Genomic DNA, 15,958 nt, shown 5'->3' with positions numbered 1-15,958 from the left:
AAATGAATAGATGTTATAACCATGCAAGCTTTTTTATTGATGTATCAACTGACCGCTAGTGATATTTCACCGTCTCAACTGTATCGATGGCAAATGCCAATCAAACTTCACCGCCAGCATCCGTATGCCAAAGATGCTAATCAGTGCCACCGTCTCACGCACCCAGTCGGCGACACCGAAGTGCAGTAGTGCCAGATACAGCACTGAGCCTACGATACTGGCTGAGATGTAGATTTCTTTTTGGAGCACTAGGGGGATTTCATTGCAGATCATATCACGCATGATACCGCCTGCGATACTCGTCATCACCGCCATCAGTATGGCAATGATTGGATGTGCATCAAGCGATAACGCCACCGTCAGACCAATCACGCTAAACGCTGCCAAACCGATAGCATCAAATAATTTTAACATCCCATCAATCTTCTGATGACGATAAAAAAACATCTGCCCCAAAATCGATGTCAGTGTAATCACGATGACATAGCTGAGATCCATCATCCAAAACAGCGGATGGCGACCTAGCATCACATCTCTAAGTGTGCCACCACCGATGGCATTGACCATCGACACCAAGATACAGCCAAACAAATCAAATCGCTTGTACAGAGCAAGCGTCGTACCAGCAATCGCACAGGCGATGATGCCGACCATATCCAATAGATAGATCATTTGTTCAGGGCTAAACGGTAAATTCATCTAACTTTGCATCCGACAAAATAACACAATTCCAACGCTCACCATCACAATGCCAATCCAGCTCATCACCGATGGTATCGGCGTACCAAGTAGTAGCACACCGCCAATCAGCGAAAAAATCACTTCGGTGGCTTGAGTGGCATCGACCCCAGCGATTTGACCGCCATTGACTGCTTTTGAGCGAGCGTACAAAAATAGCGATGTGGCAATAACGCCAGCAAATAAGGCGACCAATAGGGCGTTAAACGCTTGTGATACACCCAGCATCGGCGGCTGTACGATGAGCCCAAGCACCAACCAAAACGGTAGCGAGCCTGCCGACAGTAGCCATACCTTGTGCAGTGGACTTGCCATTAGCTCGCTGGTCAAATGCGGTACTTTGGATAACAAAGGATGCGTTGATGGTGGACGAGTGGCATACCAAACCAGTTGATTGCCAATCGGGAAACAAAATCCAGCCACCAAACAAGGCAATGCACCAAGCAGTAGCAAAGTCATCAGCGAACCTGTCGTACCGCCATGTAAGCCTTCACCGATATTGGTCAGCACCACCCCGGCAAAGATCAGCACGCTGGTGGCGATCACTTTTTTATTGATCGTCTCGCCAAAGAGTGCAAGCACGATCAGGCTTGCCACTGTCGTAAACTGAAAAGTCGCTGCGATCACCCATCCAGGTGCATGATCCGCACCAAAGCATAGCGGTGCATAAAATAGCCCAAAGCCGATACCACCTGCGATGCACCAAAATTTATAATGCTCGCCAAATAAACGGCACAAACCGACAAGCGTACCGACACCGCTTTTGATGCTAATCATCGCTGATAACAATAGCCACATGAACACATAGCGTAATGATGCCGACCAAAACCAATGACCGCCTTGGCTCGCCATTAGCTCATTGAGTACAAAGGTTGAGCTAAAAAATGCCCCTGCGACCACACCGATTAGGATAAGTTTTAGCATCATGACATCCTTGTGATTGATTATTTACCTTTGGCATCTGCCCAGATAATTTTGTGTAACTGAAGCCCAAAACGCACCGGCAAGCCATCAGCCAGTATCCATTCGGCCAGTTGTGTTGCTATATTTGGCACTTCGCCCTTGTGAGCGGTGTGGACATCAAACATTGGCGAGAACCACACCGTACCGACTTTTTTGTCAAGCTCATAAGCGTGTAGCTGTGCCACCGCCCAATCATAGTCCGCACGATCGGCGATGACGATTTTGAGTTGGTCGTGATGAGTGAGATAATCCAAATTCTTCCACAGATTTTTATCCATCTCACCGGATGAAGGTGTCTTTAGATCCATCACTTTTGAGACGGCAGTAGGGACATCTTTGACGGATAATGCCCCTGCGGTCTCAAGCGAGATTTCATAACCCAAGCTTAATAATCTATCCATCAAAGCGATGGCATTGGGCTGTGCCAGAGGCTCACCACCAGTCACGCAGACACGCTTGCACGGATATTGGCTGATATGATCAATAATCTCATCTAAGCTAAAACGCTCACCACCGGTGAACGAATAAGTGGTATCGCAATAAGTACAGCGGAGCGGACAGCCTGTCAGTCGGATAAAAATCGTCGGCAATCCTGAAGCCAATGCTTCACCTTGTAGCGAATAAAAAATCTCGGTGAGTTTTAGCCCTGCTTGTGGGTCGGTGGTGGGGATTTTGGTGTTGCGAAGTGGGTCGGTGATGGTCATTGTACTGGTGTGTCAATTAAATTGGCTATTGTAACGAAATTGCCATAAAATTTCTATAAAATCATCTATATCAATCGCTAAAAAGCGTAAGTAAATATGGCAAGGGTGTGATGATTGTTAAAATCCGCTTTGTTACAAAAAAGTTTGGCAATTTGGCAAAAAAAGCTTTTATTTTTTAAAAAAAGGCGTATCATGCGCTTGTTTGTTTTTGCGATAGAAAACAAGCATACACTCAAGTCATAGACTTGGTCATTTTCACCCATAAGTCATAGGAAAAGATAACCACGACTTAAACTTTGTTAAGGCTGTTTTATGAATGCAACACCTGTAAAACCAATCACTGATGCGACCAATGAATACTACCTAACTCGCCAAAATGAGATGGAGTCTAATGTTCGCAGTTACCCACGCAAGCTGCCGTTGGCAATTGCCAAAGCACAAGGTTGCTGGATCACCGATGTCGAGGGTAATGAGTACCTTGACTGCTTAGCTGGCGCAGGCACACTTGCTCTTGGGCATAATCATCCTGCCACGATTAACGCCATCAAAGATGTATTGGAAAGCGGGTTGCCATTGCACACCCTTGACATCACAACGCCGATCAAAGATGCGTTTACCGAAAAGTTGTTGTCATTTTTCCCACAAGACTTCGTTCTGCAATTTTGTGGCCCAACAGGTGCGGACGGCACAGAGGCTGCGATTAAGCTTGCCAAGACTTATACAGGTCGTGACAATGTCATCGCCTTTAGCGGTGGCTATCATGGCATGACGCATGGCTCACTTGCCATGACTGGCAACCTATCTGCCAAAGAAAAAGTCGGCAATCTGATGGCAGGCGTGCAGTTCATGCCATATCCGCACGAATACCGTTGCCCACTGGGTTTAGGCGGTGAAGCAGGTGTCGATGCCTTGACTTATTATTTTGAGAACTTTATCGAAGATGTCGAAAGCGGCGTGGTCAAGCCTGCTGCGGTCATCCTAGAGGCCATCCAAGGTGAGGGCGGTGTCGTCCCAGCACCTGCCAAATGGCTACAAAAAATCCGTGAAGTCACTGCCCGTCATGACATCGTACTTATCCTAGATGAAGTACAAGCAGGTTTTGCTCGCTCTGGCAAGATGTTCGCCTTTGAACACGCAGGTATTATCCCTGATGTGGTCGTGATGAGTAAGGCAGTCGGTGGTGGCTTGCCGCTGTGCGTACTTGCAATCAATAAGAAATTTGACGCATGGGCACCAGCAGGTCATACAGGTACATTCCGTGGCAATCAGCTGGCAATGGCAGCAGGTTATAATGTCCTAGAAGAAATCACCAAAAATAACCTAGCTGAGAACTCTCGCATCCAAGGCGAGTTTTTACGCGCTGAACTTAAAAAAGTCGCAGAACAGTATCCATGTATCGGTCATGTGCGTGGCCGTGGTCTGATGACAGGTATTGAGATCGTCGATGAGCGTAAAGCTGCTGACCACATGGGTTCATATCCTGCAGATGCCGAGCTTGCCGCAGCGATCCAAAAAGCCTGCTTTGATAATAAGCTGCTACTTGAGCGTGGTGGTCGTGGTGGTACGGTGGTACGCCTACTTTGCCCAATCACCATCACCGCTGATGAGTGCAAGGAAGTTATCGCACGCTTCACAAAAGCTGTCGATGAAGCAGTGAAAGCTGTGCGTGGCTGATGCATCACAGTGAGCCATAGGGCTTGATGAATAAGGCTTAGTATCTGATACTAAGCCTTATTTTTATGTCAATTTTTATGCTACAATGAGAGTTATTTAATCTGATGACGAAAGCTAAGGAAACTATGATGACCAGTATGCAACAACGCGCCGAACTTCACCGCCGTATTTGGCAGATCGCCAACGATGTTCGTGGCTCTGTGGATGGTTGGGATTTTAAGCAATATGTCTTAGGGGCATTGTTTTATCGCTTTATCAGTGAGAATTTTGCCGATTATATCGAGGCTGGGGATGATAGCGTCAATTATGCCCAGTTTGATGATGCCAATCCGATTTTGGATGCCATCAAAGACGATACGATCAAGGCCAAAGGGTTTTTTATTTATCCAAGCCAATTATTCGTCAATGTCGCCAAAAACGCACATACCAATCCAGATCTAAACACCGATTTGGCGAATATTTTTAGTGCCATCGAGTCATCAGCCAGTGGCTATGATTCTGAAAATGACATCAAAGGCCTGTTTGCTGACTTTGACACCACCAGTAACCGCTTGGGCAATACCGTGGCGGATAAAAATGACCGCCTTGCCAAAGTGTTAAAAGGTGTGGCTCAGCTTGATTTTGGTGATTTTAATGACAATCAAATTGATCTGTTTGGCGATGCTTATGAGTTTTTGATCTCTAATTATGCGGCCAATGCAGGTAAATCAGGTGGTGAGTTCTTTACACCGCAGCATGTCTCTAAGCTCATCGCAAAATTAGCACTGCATGGACAAAGCACGGTCAATAAAATCTATGACCCTGCTTGTGGTTCAGGTTCGCTACTGCTACAAGCCAAAAAACAGTTTGATGAACATGTGATCGAAGAAGGATTCTTTGGGCAAGAAATCAACCATACGACTTATAACCTAGCTCGTATGAATATGTTTTTGCATAATATTAATTATGATAAATTTCATATTGAGCTGGGTGATACGCTCATTAGCCCACAGCTACAAAATGACAAGCCCTTTGATGCTATCGTTTCCAATCCGCCATACTCGGTGAAATGGATTGGCAGTGATAACCCAGTGCTGATCAATGATGAGCGTTTTGCACCAGCTGGAGTATTGGCGCCCAAATCCAAGGCGGATTTTGCGTTTATTCTGCATGCACTCAATTATCTGTCTGCCAGAGGGCGTGCGGCGATTGTTTCTTTCCCGGGGATTTTTTATCGGGGTGGAGCGGAGCAAAAAATCCGTCAATATTTGGTAGATAATAACTATGTAGAAACAGTCATTGCTCTAGCACCGAATTTATTTTTTGGGACGAGTATTGCGGTGAATATTTTGGTGCTATCTAAGCACAAAACCGATAACCGCACGCAGTTTATTGATGCCAGCGAATTATTCAAAAAAGAAACCAATAACAATATCCTGACTGATGAACACATCGATGCCATCATGAGCTTATTCGCTGATAAGGTCGATGTCGCTCATCAAGCGATGATGGTAGATTATGACGCCATCAAAGCCAATGATTATAATCTGGCGGTCTCAAGCTATGTCGAAGCCAAAGACACGCGTGAGGTGATTGATATTAATGTACTCAATAGTGAAATAAAAATCACCGTTGCTAAAATTGATGATTTACGCCGTCAAATTGATGAGATTATTGAAGAGATTGAGGCATAATTATGCATCCATTTTTACAACAGTTATTGGCAGGGCAGGCGGTGGAATGGAAGCCGTTGGGGGAGATTGCTATTGTTTACGGTGGTTTGACTGGGAAGAAAAAAGCTGATTTTGAAGCAGGTAATGCCAAGTACATAACTTATAAAAATATTTTTGGAAATATTGAAGTTAAAGAAAGTATTTTGGAAACAGTTCAAATTCATGATGATGAACGACAGCATGAAGTGAAATACGGTGATATTTTATTTACTGGCTCATCAGAAATTGCCGAAGAAGCTGGTATGTCTTCAGCGGTAACAACTCATTTTTCTGAGAAAGTTTATTTAAATAGTTTTTCTTTTGGTGTTCGTTTTCATGATGATATTGAAATCATGCCAGAGTTTGCCAAATTTCTTTTCCGCTCTAATTTTATGAGAATGCAAATTGCAAAAACTGCAAGTGGTGTTACTCGCTTTAATATTTCAAAAGAAAAATTTAAAAGAATTAAAATTCCAATCCCACCGCTATCCGTCCAAACCAAAATTGTGCAAATTTTGGATACAATGACCGCCATCACCGCTGAGCTCACCGCTGAGCTTAGCATGAGAAACAAGCAATATCAATACTATCGTGATAAATTATTATCCGAAAATGAATTGGCAAAAGTTGGGTTTGAGTGGAAGTCGTTGGGTGAAGTAATCAACCTAAAGCGTGGCAAAAGATTGGTTCGTAGTGAGTTAGAAGAAACAGGAGAATGCGCTGTTTATCAAAATAGTTTACAGCCTTTAGGATATTATCATCAAGCAAATTGCCCATCAAATTCAACATTTATAATAACAGCAGGTGCTGCAGGTGAAATTGGTTATAGTTACACTGATTTTTGGGCGGCTGATGATTGTTATTATTTGGAATGTCCTAAAGATAAATTAAATGATAGGTTTGTTTATCATGCTTTAATGAATCAAAAACAAAAAATTGTAGGACAAGTTAGAAAGGCAAGTGTGCCACGATTGGGGAGAAATTCTATTGAAAATATTTCAATCCCAATCCCACCCCTAGCCGAACAAGCCCGCATTGTCGCCATTTTGGATAAATTTGATACGCTGACCCAGTCCATCAGTGATGGCTTACCGCGTGAGATTGAGCTACGCCAACAGCAGTATGAATATTATCGGGAGATGCTGCTTGGGTTTGAGGCATAACCCAAAAATTGACAAAAATGGTTGATAAGTCAGTTTGCTAACCAAAAATGGCGGATAACGCTATTTGTAAACCAAAAATCATCAAAAATGGTTGATAAGCTTGTTTGTGAACCATGAATGTGCGACAATGTGCTTTATCAACCAAAAATCATCAAAAATGGTTTACAAGATGAAAAAATTGCTCAATTTTGAACACGCTGTGTATTATCATGATGGCAAATTTCCGCCACAGTCTATTGATTTGCAAAAAATCTTACCTGCACTACTTGCTGCCACCGATGCGATTTCACGCTATGACCAAATGCTCAAAAATCTGCATAATAATGAAATTCTGCTGGCACCACTACGCAACCAAGAGGCGGTGATTTCATCACGCATGGAGGGTACGATTAGTACCATGGATGAGATTTTGCAGTATGAAGCGGATTTTGCTGATGGTGAGTATTCTCCCCAAGTGCGTTCGGACATCATTGAAACACTCTTGTATCAGCGGACATTAAAAAATGCACAGCAAGCGATGATGGCGGGCTATCCACTGAGTACATCGCTACTAAAAACCATGCATGAACAGCTATTATCCCATGGGCGTGGTGCCAATAAAGCCCCAGGCGAATTTAAAAAAGAGCAAAATTATCTAGCAGATACGATTTCTCGCCATATACTATTTGTGCCTATCTCACCTGAGCAGCTGCCTGATGGCTTGGAGCGTCTGTTTGAATACATCAATCACGACAGTAACCCGATTTTGTTAAAAACGGCGGTCAGTCATTTGGAATTTGAGGCACTACACCCATTCCAAGATGGTAACGGACGCATTGGGCGTATGCTCATCACGCTGATGTTGTGGTCGGCTGGGGTGATTTCGGCACCGCATTTTTATATCAGTGGTTATTTTGAAGAGCATAAAAATCGTTATGTGGATTTGATGCGTGAAGTATCGCAGACGGGCGATTGGAATGAGTGGGTGATATTTTTCTTAGAGGCGATCGCTCATCAATCTGCCAAAAATTTACACATTGCCGAAAGTATCGTTGAGCTATATGAAGAGATGAAAGCGGTGTTTAGTGATATTATCTCAAGTAAACACGCCATTTCTGTACTTGATTATGTCTTTACCAATCCCGTATTTCGTAATAGCAGTTTATCACAAAGGCTAAATATCGCCCCAACCACAGCCAATAGATACACCAAAGCACTGCATGAAGAAGGTATTTTGATGATCAGTGAAGAGGCAAGCGGTAGAATATCGACACGCTACAGCTTTGAGCGATTAATGAATTTAGTGCGAGTGTGATTATTATTGTACAAATATTTAAGGAACAACCATGACAACCCAAACCACCCCCATCACCGAAACTAATCACTTCATCGTACTGGATAAATATGACAAAATCGAGCAAGTCAGTAGCTATCAGACCGAAAGCGAGATGGAAAGGGAGTTCATCGCAGACCTTGTGGCTCAAGGCTATGAGTACCGTACCGATCTGACTACGCATGATAAACTGCTTGCCAATGTGCGTGCGCAGCTAGAGCGGCTGAATCATACGCAGTTTGGTGATGGTGAGTGGCATCGCTTTGTGGCAGAATTCTTGGATAAGCCCAGTGAGAACATTATCGAAAAAACGCGTAAGCTGCACGATGACAGTGCTTATGATTTTGTGTTTGATAATGGGCGTATCCAAAACATTCATCTACTCGACAAAGTCAATCTGGGCAATAACAAGCTACAAGTCATCAATCAATTTGAGCAGACAGGCACGAGTAAGAACCGCTATGATGTGACTATTTTGGTCAATGGCTTGCCCATCGTACAAATCGAGCTTAAAAAACGCGGCGTCGCCATCCGTGAAGCGTTTAACCAAATTCATCGCTATTCTAAAGAAAGCTTTAATAAAGAAAATTCACTGTTCAAATATCTACAGATCTTTGTCATCAGTAATGGCACCAACACCCGCTATTTTGCCAATACCACCAAGCGAGAGAAGAACAGCTATGACTTCACCATGAACTGGGCAAGGGCGGATAATGTTCCGATTAAGGATTTAAAGGATTTTACAGCGACCTTTTTTGATAAGAACACTTTGATCAATATCTTGATCAAATACTGCGTCTTTGATAGTAATAATACCTTGCTGATTCTGCGTCCTTATCAGATCGCAGCGGCGGAGCGGATTTTGTGGAAGATCGGCAGCTCGCATAATACCAAAAACTATAATGACCCAACCAGTGGCGGCTATATCTGGCATACGACAGGCTCGGGCAAGACCTTGACGAGCTTTAAGGCAGCGCGCCTTGCGACTGCATTGCCGTTTATTAAAAAAGTGTTTTTTGTGGTGGATAGAAAGGATTTGGACTATCAAACCATGAAAGAATATCAGCGTTTTAGCCCTGATAGTGTCAATGGCTCAGACAGCACTAAGGGGCTTAAGGCAAATATCGAACTAGATGATAATAAAATCATTGTCACCACGATCCAAAAGCTTAATAATCTGATGAAATCTGAACAAAATTTGGCGGTTTATGATGAGCCTGTGGTGTTTATTTTTGATGAATGTCATCGTTCGCAGTTTGGCGAAGCCCAAAAGAACCTAACAAGACGATTCAAGAAGTTTTGTCAATTTGGTTTTACAGGGACGCCAATTTTCCCAAAAAATGCCATCGGCGCTGAGACCACAGCCAGCGTCTTTGGCGAGCAGCTGCATTCGTATGTCATCACCGATGCCATTCGTGATGAAAAGGTGCTGAAGTTCAAGGTGGATTATCACAATGTCCTACCGAAGTTTAAAACCGATGAAAATGAGCAGGATCTCACCAAGCTATCCGCTGCCGAGAACCGTAAGGCGCTGATGCACCCTGAGCGGATTCGTGAAGTCAGTCAATATATTTTAGATAGATTCAATCAAAAAACCCACCGAAACAACGCCACAGGCAAGGGCTTTAATGCGATGTTTGCGGTGAGTAGCGTCGATGCTGCCAAGCTATACTATGAGACGCTTTATGACCTGCAAAAAGACCATGCCAAACCCCTAAAAATCGCCACCATCTTTTCATACGCTGCCAACGAAGAGCAGGATGCCATCGGTGAGATCGAAGATGAGGGCTTTGAAGTCTCGGCGATGAATGCCACCGCCAAAGAGTTCTTGACAAAGGTGATCAATGATTATAATGCACAGTTTAGAACCAATTTTAGCGTGGATAGTAAAGAATTTCAGAACTACTACCGAGATCTGGCAAAGCGTGTCAAAGACCAAGAGATTGATCTGCTCATCGTCGTCGGTATGTTTTTGACAGGCTTTGATGCGCCAGCATTGAACACGCTATTTGTGGACAAAAATTTACGCTATCATGGACTCATCCAAGCCTATAGCCGCACCAACCGCATCTATAACGCCACCAAGACCTTTGGCAACATCGTCACTTTCCGTAATCTAGAGCAGCCGACCATCGATGCCATCACCTTGTTTGGCAATAAAAGCACTCGCCAAGTGGTGCTAGAGCAGCCACTGGACAGCTATCTGGATGGCTATACCGATGTGCTGTCAGGGCGTGCGCATCGTGGCTTTGTGGACATCGTCAATGAGCTGAACGAACGCTTTGGTGAGCCTGATAATATCATCACCGAAAAGGATAAAAAAGACTTCGCCAAGCTGTTCGGCGAATATCTACGCACCGAAAACGCCCTACAAAACTTCGATGAATATCAGGCGATGATAGAGCTAAAACGCCTACCACCGATCACCGATGCAACCGATGAGGCGACAGCAGCACAGATCAGCCAAAGCATCCAAGACATCCAAAATAAATATCAGCTTGATGATGAGACGCTAGATAAGCTACAAGCCATTCCCATGCCGAGCGAGCGGATGATTCAGGATTATCGTTCGACTTATAACGATATCCGTGACTGGAGTCGTCAGCAAAAAGAGGGTGAGGAGCAAGCCAAATCCACCATCAGCTGGGATGATGTGGTGTTTGAGGTGGATCTATTAAAATCCCAAGAGATTAATTTGGATTATATCCTAGAGCTGATTTTTGAGCATAACAAAAAAACCAAGGACAAGACCATCATCATCGATGAGATCCGTCGCCTAATCCGCTCAAGCCTGGATCATCGTGCCAAAGAAAGCCTGATCGTGGACTTCATCAACCAAACCGATCTGGATAATCTGCCCGACAAAGCAGGCGTGATCGAGGCTTTTTATCAATACGCCCAAACCGAGCAGAAAAAACAGGCCGATGAGCTGATCAGTGATGAAAATCTCAACACCGAGGCTGCCTTGCGGTATATCGCCACATCTCTAAAGCGTGAATACGCCAGTGAAAACGGCACAGAGCTGAATGATATTTTGCCAAAAATGAGTCCGCTCAATCCGCAATATCTCACCAAAAAACAAAGCGTCTTCCAAAAAATCGCCCAGTTTGTAGAGAAGTTTAAAGGCATTGGCAATTTGACAGGATTAATTAATAAGGAAAATGACTGATGACACAACATCCATTTTTGCAAAACTTACTCAATGGGCAGGCGGTGGAGTGGAAACCGTTGGGGGAAGTTGCTGTTATAGGTACAGGAAGCTCAAATCGCCAAGATGAAAGTGAAAATGGAGATTATCCATTTTATGTTCGCTCAAAAAATGTTTTACGCTCTGATAGTTATCAGTTTGATGAGACTGCCATCATTATTCCAGGTGAAGGAGGTATTGGTGATATTTTTCACTATGTAGAGGGTAAATATGCCTTACATCAAAGGGCGTACAGAATTTGCATTCATGATGAGAATGTCAATACTAAATTCTTATATCATGTTATGAGTAAGAGTTTTAAAAAGTATATATTGTCCAAAAGCGTGGGTGCAACGGCTACATCAATCAGAAAACCAATGCTGGAAAAATTTCTAATCCCAATCCCATCCCTATCCGTCCAAACCAAAATTGTACAAATTTTGGATACAATGACCGCCATCACCGCTGAACTGACGGCTGAACTTGATATGAGAAATAAGCAATATCAATATTATCGCGATAAACTCTTGACATTTGATGTTGAAGCCGTACAATCCTTGGCGACAGCGAGCGACAGCGAGCGACAGCGAGCGACAGCAGGACAGTGGTGTGGAAGACTTTGGGTGAAGTTAGCGAAGTTACTAAATTGGCTGGATTTGAGTTTACAAACTATGTTCAATATAGCGAACAAGGAACAATTATTGCCTTGCGTGGATTGAATGTTAAGGGGAGGCTTGATTTAAATGATGTGAAATATATAGATAATAGTGATTTTTCAAAGTTGAATCGCAGTAAGCTTTTTATAGATGATGTTTTATTTACTTATGTCGGTACTGTGGGTAATGTTGCTTTAATTCCTGAAAATGACAAGTACTATTTAGCACCAAATGTCGCAAGAATTAGATTTTTAGATAGGAATCAAGTACACCCTAGGTTTGTGCTGTATTATTTTCAAACCACTTTTTTTCAGTCAAAGCAAATTGGAAAATATTTAAGTTCATCATCTATGAAAAATCTAACGATGGAAAATATTAGAAAATTTAAAATCCCAATCCCGCCCCTAGCCGAACAAGCCCGCATTGTTGCCATTTTGGATAAATTTGAGACATTAACCCAATCCATCACCGACGGCTTGCCCTATGAAATTGAATTGCGTCAAAAGCAGTATGTGTATTATCGAGAGGCTTTGCTGTCGTTTTGATGCGGTGATATGGCTAAGTAACGCCAAAATTATGCTACAATAGCCACATTTCATCAACTAGGAAAACCTAACCTATGCCAACTTTTGACCAACACAAACAAGCCCTACTGTGCAACGATGCCCAATCGATCGCCGATTATGAATCAGCGATGGCACAAGCCACCCAAGCCGTCGCCCAGTGGCTAAAAAATGAAAAAATGTACACCGGCGGCAGTATCAAACAACTTCGCTCAGAGATCGCTTTTGAGCCGACCAAAGAGGGCCTCGGCGTGCATGCATCGCTTGAGCGACTTGTTGAGCTGTTTTTGAATAAAAGCCTAAAGGTGCATCATCCACATTCATTGGCACATCTGCATTGCCCAACGATGGTAACCAGCCAAATCGCTGAAGTGCTGATCAATGCCACCAACCAATCGATGGACTCATGGGATCAAAGCCCAGCAGGTTCACTCATGGAAGTGCAGCTGATTGACTGGCTACGCCAAAAAGTCGGCTATGGTAGCGGTACGGCTGGTGTCTTTACTTCAGGTGGTACGCAGTCAAACTTGATGGGTGTACTGCTGGCTCGTGATTGGTGCATCGCCAAAAATTACCAAAGTAGCGACGGACAAGCATGGTCTGTACAGCGTGATGGCATCCCTGCCGATGCCATGCAAAAGGTGAAAGTCATTTGCTCAGAAAATGCCCATTTTAGCGTCCAAAAAAACATGGCAATGATGGGTATGGGATTCCAATCAGTGGTGACGGTACCAGTCAATGACAATGCCCAAATTGATATCGCAGCACTTGAAAAAACCATGCAAGCACTGCAAGATGATGGCAAAATCGTCGCCTGCGTGGTGGCAACCGCAGGCACGACCGATGCAGGTGCGATTGACGATCTAAAGGCGGTGCGTGCATTGACCGATAAATTTGGCGCGTGGATGCATATTGATGCGGCATGGGGCGGGGCGTTGTTGTTGTCCAATGAGTATCGGGATATGCTGGATGGCATTGAGTTATCCGATTCGGTGACGCTGGATTTTCATAAGCACTTTTTCCAAAGCATCTCATGCGGTGCGTTCCTACTAAAAGATGAGCAAAATTATCGCTTTATGCACTATGAAGCAGAATATCTGAACTCTGCTTATGATGAAGAGCATGGCGTACCAAACCTTGTATCCAAGTCATTACAAACCACACGCCGATTCGATGCGTTGAAGCTGTGGATGACCATTGAAGCATTGGGCGAAGAGTTGTACGGCTCGATGATTGACCATGGGGTGAAGCTGACTCAACAAGTGGCAGAGTATATCAAGGCGACTGATGGGCTTGAATTGTTGGTGGAGCCACAATTTGCATCGGTGCTGTTCCGTGTTGTGCCTACAGGTTATCCTGCCGAGTTTATTGACAGCTTGAACCAAAATGTCGCTGATGAGCTATTTGCTCGTGGTGAAGCCAATATCGGCGTGACTCGTGTGATTGATGCGCATCAAGATGTGCAGTCGCTCAAGATGACGACACTAAGCCCAGTTGCGACACTAGAGAATGTCCAAGCACTGCTCGCTCAAGTACTTGCCGAAGCCGAGCGCATCAAAGATGATATCGCAAATGGCAACTACACGCCACCGATTGACTGATTTGCTTATCATCAAGTCCGCACAAACCGCCTTTTGTATTAAAGGCGGTTTTATTTTGGCTGATGATTTTTTTTGTAAATACCAAGTTTACCCAATCGCAAATAGACTTAGCCGATTATCAAAATCAAGCTTTATCCATAAAAAAATCCCCGCCAAATGAACCGCACCCCAAAAGTTAGACCCTAACCTTTGGGGTGTTTTTATGACCAAATACACAATTGACTTTAAACTTGAAGTCATTGATCATTATTTAACAGGACATAGTTACCACAACACAGCCAACTCTTTTGGTATTAAACGCTCTATTGTCCAAAACTGGGTGAGACTCTACCAAACTCATGGTGTTGATGGTATTCGTATCAGAAAGAGCAAAGCTAGTTATTCACCAGAATTCAAACACACTGCAGTATTACAACTACTTGCTGGTAAATCCATACGCACTTTGGCGATTGAATTAAATATCAGCAACCCAAGTGTGCTGTTTCAATGGTTAAAAGCTTATCAAACTCATGGTATCATGGGACTGACTCCTAAACCCAAAGGCAGGCAATCTATGCTAAAGACCAGCAAAGCAAGCCAAACATCCAAACTTGATGAACAAAAGACCCATGCTGAATTGATTGCTGAATTACAACACTTACGCATGGAGAATGACATCTTAAAAAAGTTAGAAGCCTTGGAGCGTCAGCAAAGAAAAAGCAAATCATCATCAATAAAATCACAGTGATTGACGAGCTAAGGCAGATTTATCCATTAAAACAATTACTGACTTATCTTGGTGTTGCCAAAGCAACCTTTTATTATCACTTAAAGCAATTCAAGCAAAAGGATAAACATCAAGACATCAAAGATGCAATCAAAAAGATATATCACACCCATCAAGGCAGATATGGCTATCGCAGAATCACCCTTGCCTTAAAACAGTTAGGCTTTGTCATCAATCATAAAAAAGTGTGGCGACTGATGAACCAAATGGGACTGAAAGCACGGATTCGCTCTAAACGCAGATTTAGTGCTTATCAGGGTAAGGTGGGTAAAATCGCTGATAATGTACTCAAGCGTGATTTTAAAGCAGATCGACCCAACCAAAAATGGGCGACTGATGTCACTGAGTTTAAAGTGTTGGATAAACAAGGTAATGTCAAAAAGCTTTACTTGTCTCCCATCATGGATTTGTTTAATGGAGAAATTGTTAGCTATCAGATGCACAGTAGCCCAAATTATGGCTTGGTTGCCAAGATGCTTGATCAGGCACTAAAGCGACTGCAAGCAGATGATAATGCTGGCAACGATAGCAGCAAACCACAATTGATTCTGCATTCAGATCAAGGCTGGCACTACCAAATGCAAAATTATCAACAAACCTTAAAAGACAACAACATCATTCAAAGTATGTCAAGAAAGGGCAATTGCTTGGATAATGCGGTGATAGAAAGCTTCTTTGGCACATTAAAAGAAGAAATCTTCTTTCATGACAAACATCAAAGAAGATTTACCTCCATTGATGAGCTTAAACAAGCGATTGATGAGTACATCCATTACTACAATCATGATAGAATAAAGAGTAAACTAAAAGGACTAAGTCCTGTAAAATACAGGCGCTTAGTCCTTGATCAAACCACTTAATTTAAACCTAGTCCTTAATCTTAACTTTGTCTAAGATTTGGGGGTCGGTTCAAAACGGCAGGGATTTTGTGTTTTTGGTG

13 protein-coding genes are annotated in these 15,958 nt (G+C 43.3%); 10 read left to right on the top strand and 3 right to left on the bottom strand.

Translation table 11 applies throughout. The features are described 5' to 3' along the window. Window positions 1-66: 66 nt before the first annotated feature. Genes NKU06_RS01815 through queE form a run of 3 tightly spaced genes read right to left on the bottom strand, consistent with a single transcriptional unit; the run spans window position 67 to window position 2,405 of the window. The gene (locus tag NKU06_RS01815) at window positions 67-699 is read right to left on the bottom strand and encodes a trimeric intracellular cation channel family protein (RefSeq protein WP_254731910.1); all 633 of its coding nucleotides are present in this window, start codon (window positions 697-699) and stop codon (window positions 67-69) included. Then, complete coding sequence (locus NKU06_RS01810; RefSeq protein ID WP_254731909.1) at window positions 700-1,662, bottom strand: multidrug resistance efflux transporter family protein; 963 nt, start codon at window positions 1,660-1,662, stop codon at window positions 700-702. 20 nt (window positions 1,663-1,682) lie between these two features. After that, a complete protein-coding gene (queE, locus tag NKU06_RS01805) occupies window positions 1,683-2,405 on the bottom strand; it encodes a 7-carboxy-7-deazaguanine synthase QueE (protein ID WP_253224099.1) in 723 nt (240 codons plus the stop codon). 312 nt (window positions 2,406-2,717) lie between these two features. Here queE and NKU06_RS01800 point away from each other — a divergent pair, with 312 nt between their 5' ends. From NKU06_RS01800 to NKU06_RS01755, 10 genes are all read left to right on the top strand, one after another. Next, window positions 2,718-4,079 carry a diaminobutyrate--2-oxoglutarate transaminase gene (locus NKU06_RS01800; RefSeq protein ID WP_254731907.1) on the top strand — a complete coding sequence of 454 codons (1,362 nt, stop codon included), beginning with the start codon at window positions 2,718-2,720 and terminating at the stop codon, window positions 4,077-4,079. 128 nt (window positions 4,080-4,207) lie between these two features. Next, entirely contained in the window at window positions 4,208-5,752 is a 1,545-nt protein-coding gene (locus NKU06_RS01795) for a type I restriction-modification system subunit M (RefSeq protein WP_254731905.1), read from the top strand. Window positions 5,753-5,754: 2 nt separating this feature from the next. Continuing rightward, on the top strand, window positions 5,755-6,933 hold the full coding sequence (locus tag NKU06_RS01790) for a restriction endonuclease subunit S (protein WP_254731903.1): 1,179 nt from the start codon (window positions 5,755-5,757) through the stop codon (window positions 6,931-6,933). Between the two features lie 169 nt (window positions 6,934-7,102). Beyond that, window positions 7,103-8,227, top strand: coding sequence for a Fic family protein (locus NKU06_RS01785; protein ID WP_254731901.1), 1,125 nt, complete (start codon window positions 7,103-7,105; stop codon window positions 8,225-8,227). Between the two features lie 31 nt (window positions 8,228-8,258). Then, window positions 8,259-11,414, top strand: coding sequence for a type I restriction endonuclease subunit R (locus NKU06_RS01780; RefSeq protein ID WP_254731899.1), 3,156 nt, complete (start codon window positions 8,259-8,261; stop codon window positions 11,412-11,414). Beyond that, window positions 11,414-12,151: a restriction endonuclease subunit S gene (locus tag NKU06_RS01775; RefSeq protein ID WP_254731897.1), complete on the top strand. Its 738-nt coding sequence runs from the start codon at window positions 11,414-11,416 to the stop codon at window positions 12,149-12,151. The genes NKU06_RS01780 and NKU06_RS01775 overlap by 1 nt, the downstream gene beginning before the upstream one ends. Continuing rightward, on the top strand, window positions 12,037-12,633 hold the full coding sequence (locus NKU06_RS01770) for a restriction endonuclease subunit S (RefSeq protein WP_371928020.1): 597 nt from the start codon (window positions 12,037-12,039) through the stop codon (window positions 12,631-12,633). Before NKU06_RS01775 ends, NKU06_RS01770 begins: the two co-directional genes overlap by 115 nt. Before the next feature lie 74 nt (window positions 12,634-12,707). Further along, window positions 12,708-14,252, top strand: a complete 1,545-nt coding sequence (locus tag NKU06_RS01765) for an aspartate aminotransferase family protein (protein WP_254731893.1) — start codon at window positions 12,708-12,710, stop codon at window positions 14,250-14,252. A gap of 202 nt (window positions 14,253-14,454) precedes the next feature. Continuing rightward, a complete protein-coding gene (locus NKU06_RS01760) occupies window positions 14,455-14,979 on the top strand; it encodes a helix-turn-helix domain-containing protein (protein ID WP_254729162.1) in 525 nt (174 codons plus the stop codon). Next, window positions 14,955-15,878, top strand: coding sequence for an IS3 family transposase (locus NKU06_RS01755; RefSeq protein ID WP_371928030.1), 924 nt, complete (start codon window positions 14,955-14,957; stop codon window positions 15,876-15,878). Before NKU06_RS01760 ends, NKU06_RS01755 begins: the two co-directional genes overlap by 25 nt. Window positions 15,879-15,958: the final 80 nt, after the last annotated feature.

The sequence above is a fragment of the Moraxella sp. FZLJ2109 genome (genome assembly GCF_024296965.1).
Taxonomy (GTDB): domain Bacteria; phylum Pseudomonadota; class Gammaproteobacteria; order Pseudomonadales; family Moraxellaceae; genus Moraxella.
This window is presented reverse-complemented; position numbering and strand designations above follow the sequence as displayed.

Coding starts and splice junctions, on each gene's coding strand:
- NKU06_RS01760 (WP_254729162.1), top strand. CDS start 14,455: ATGACCAAATACACAATTGACTTTAAACTTGAAGTCATTGATCATTAT.
- queE (WP_253224099.1), bottom strand. CDS start 2,405: ATGACCATCACCGACCCACTTCGCAACACCAAAATCCCCACCACCGAC.
- NKU06_RS01785 (WP_254731901.1), top strand. CDS start 7,103: ATGAAAAAATTGCTCAATTTTGAACACGCTGTGTATTATCATGATGGC.
- NKU06_RS01815 (WP_254731910.1), bottom strand. CDS start 699: ATGAATTTACCGTTTAGCCCTGAACAAATGATCTATCTATTGGATATG.
- NKU06_RS01775 (WP_254731897.1), top strand. CDS start 11,414: ATGACACAACATCCATTTTTGCAAAACTTACTCAATGGGCAGGCGGTG.
- NKU06_RS01795 (WP_254731905.1), top strand. CDS start 4,208: ATGACCAGTATGCAACAACGCGCCGAACTTCACCGCCGTATTTGGCAG.
- NKU06_RS01800 (WP_254731907.1), top strand. CDS start 2,718: ATGAATGCAACACCTGTAAAACCAATCACTGATGCGACCAATGAATAC.
- NKU06_RS01765 (WP_254731893.1), top strand. CDS start 12,708: ATGCCAACTTTTGACCAACACAAACAAGCCCTACTGTGCAACGATGCC.
- NKU06_RS01780 (WP_254731899.1), top strand. CDS start 8,259: ATGACAACCCAAACCACCCCCATCACCGAAACTAATCACTTCATCGTA.
- NKU06_RS01810 (WP_254731909.1), bottom strand. CDS start 1,662: ATGCTAAAACTTATCCTAATCGGTGTGGTCGCAGGGGCATTTTTTAGC.
- NKU06_RS01790 (WP_254731903.1), top strand. CDS start 5,755: ATGCATCCATTTTTACAACAGTTATTGGCAGGGCAGGCGGTGGAATGG.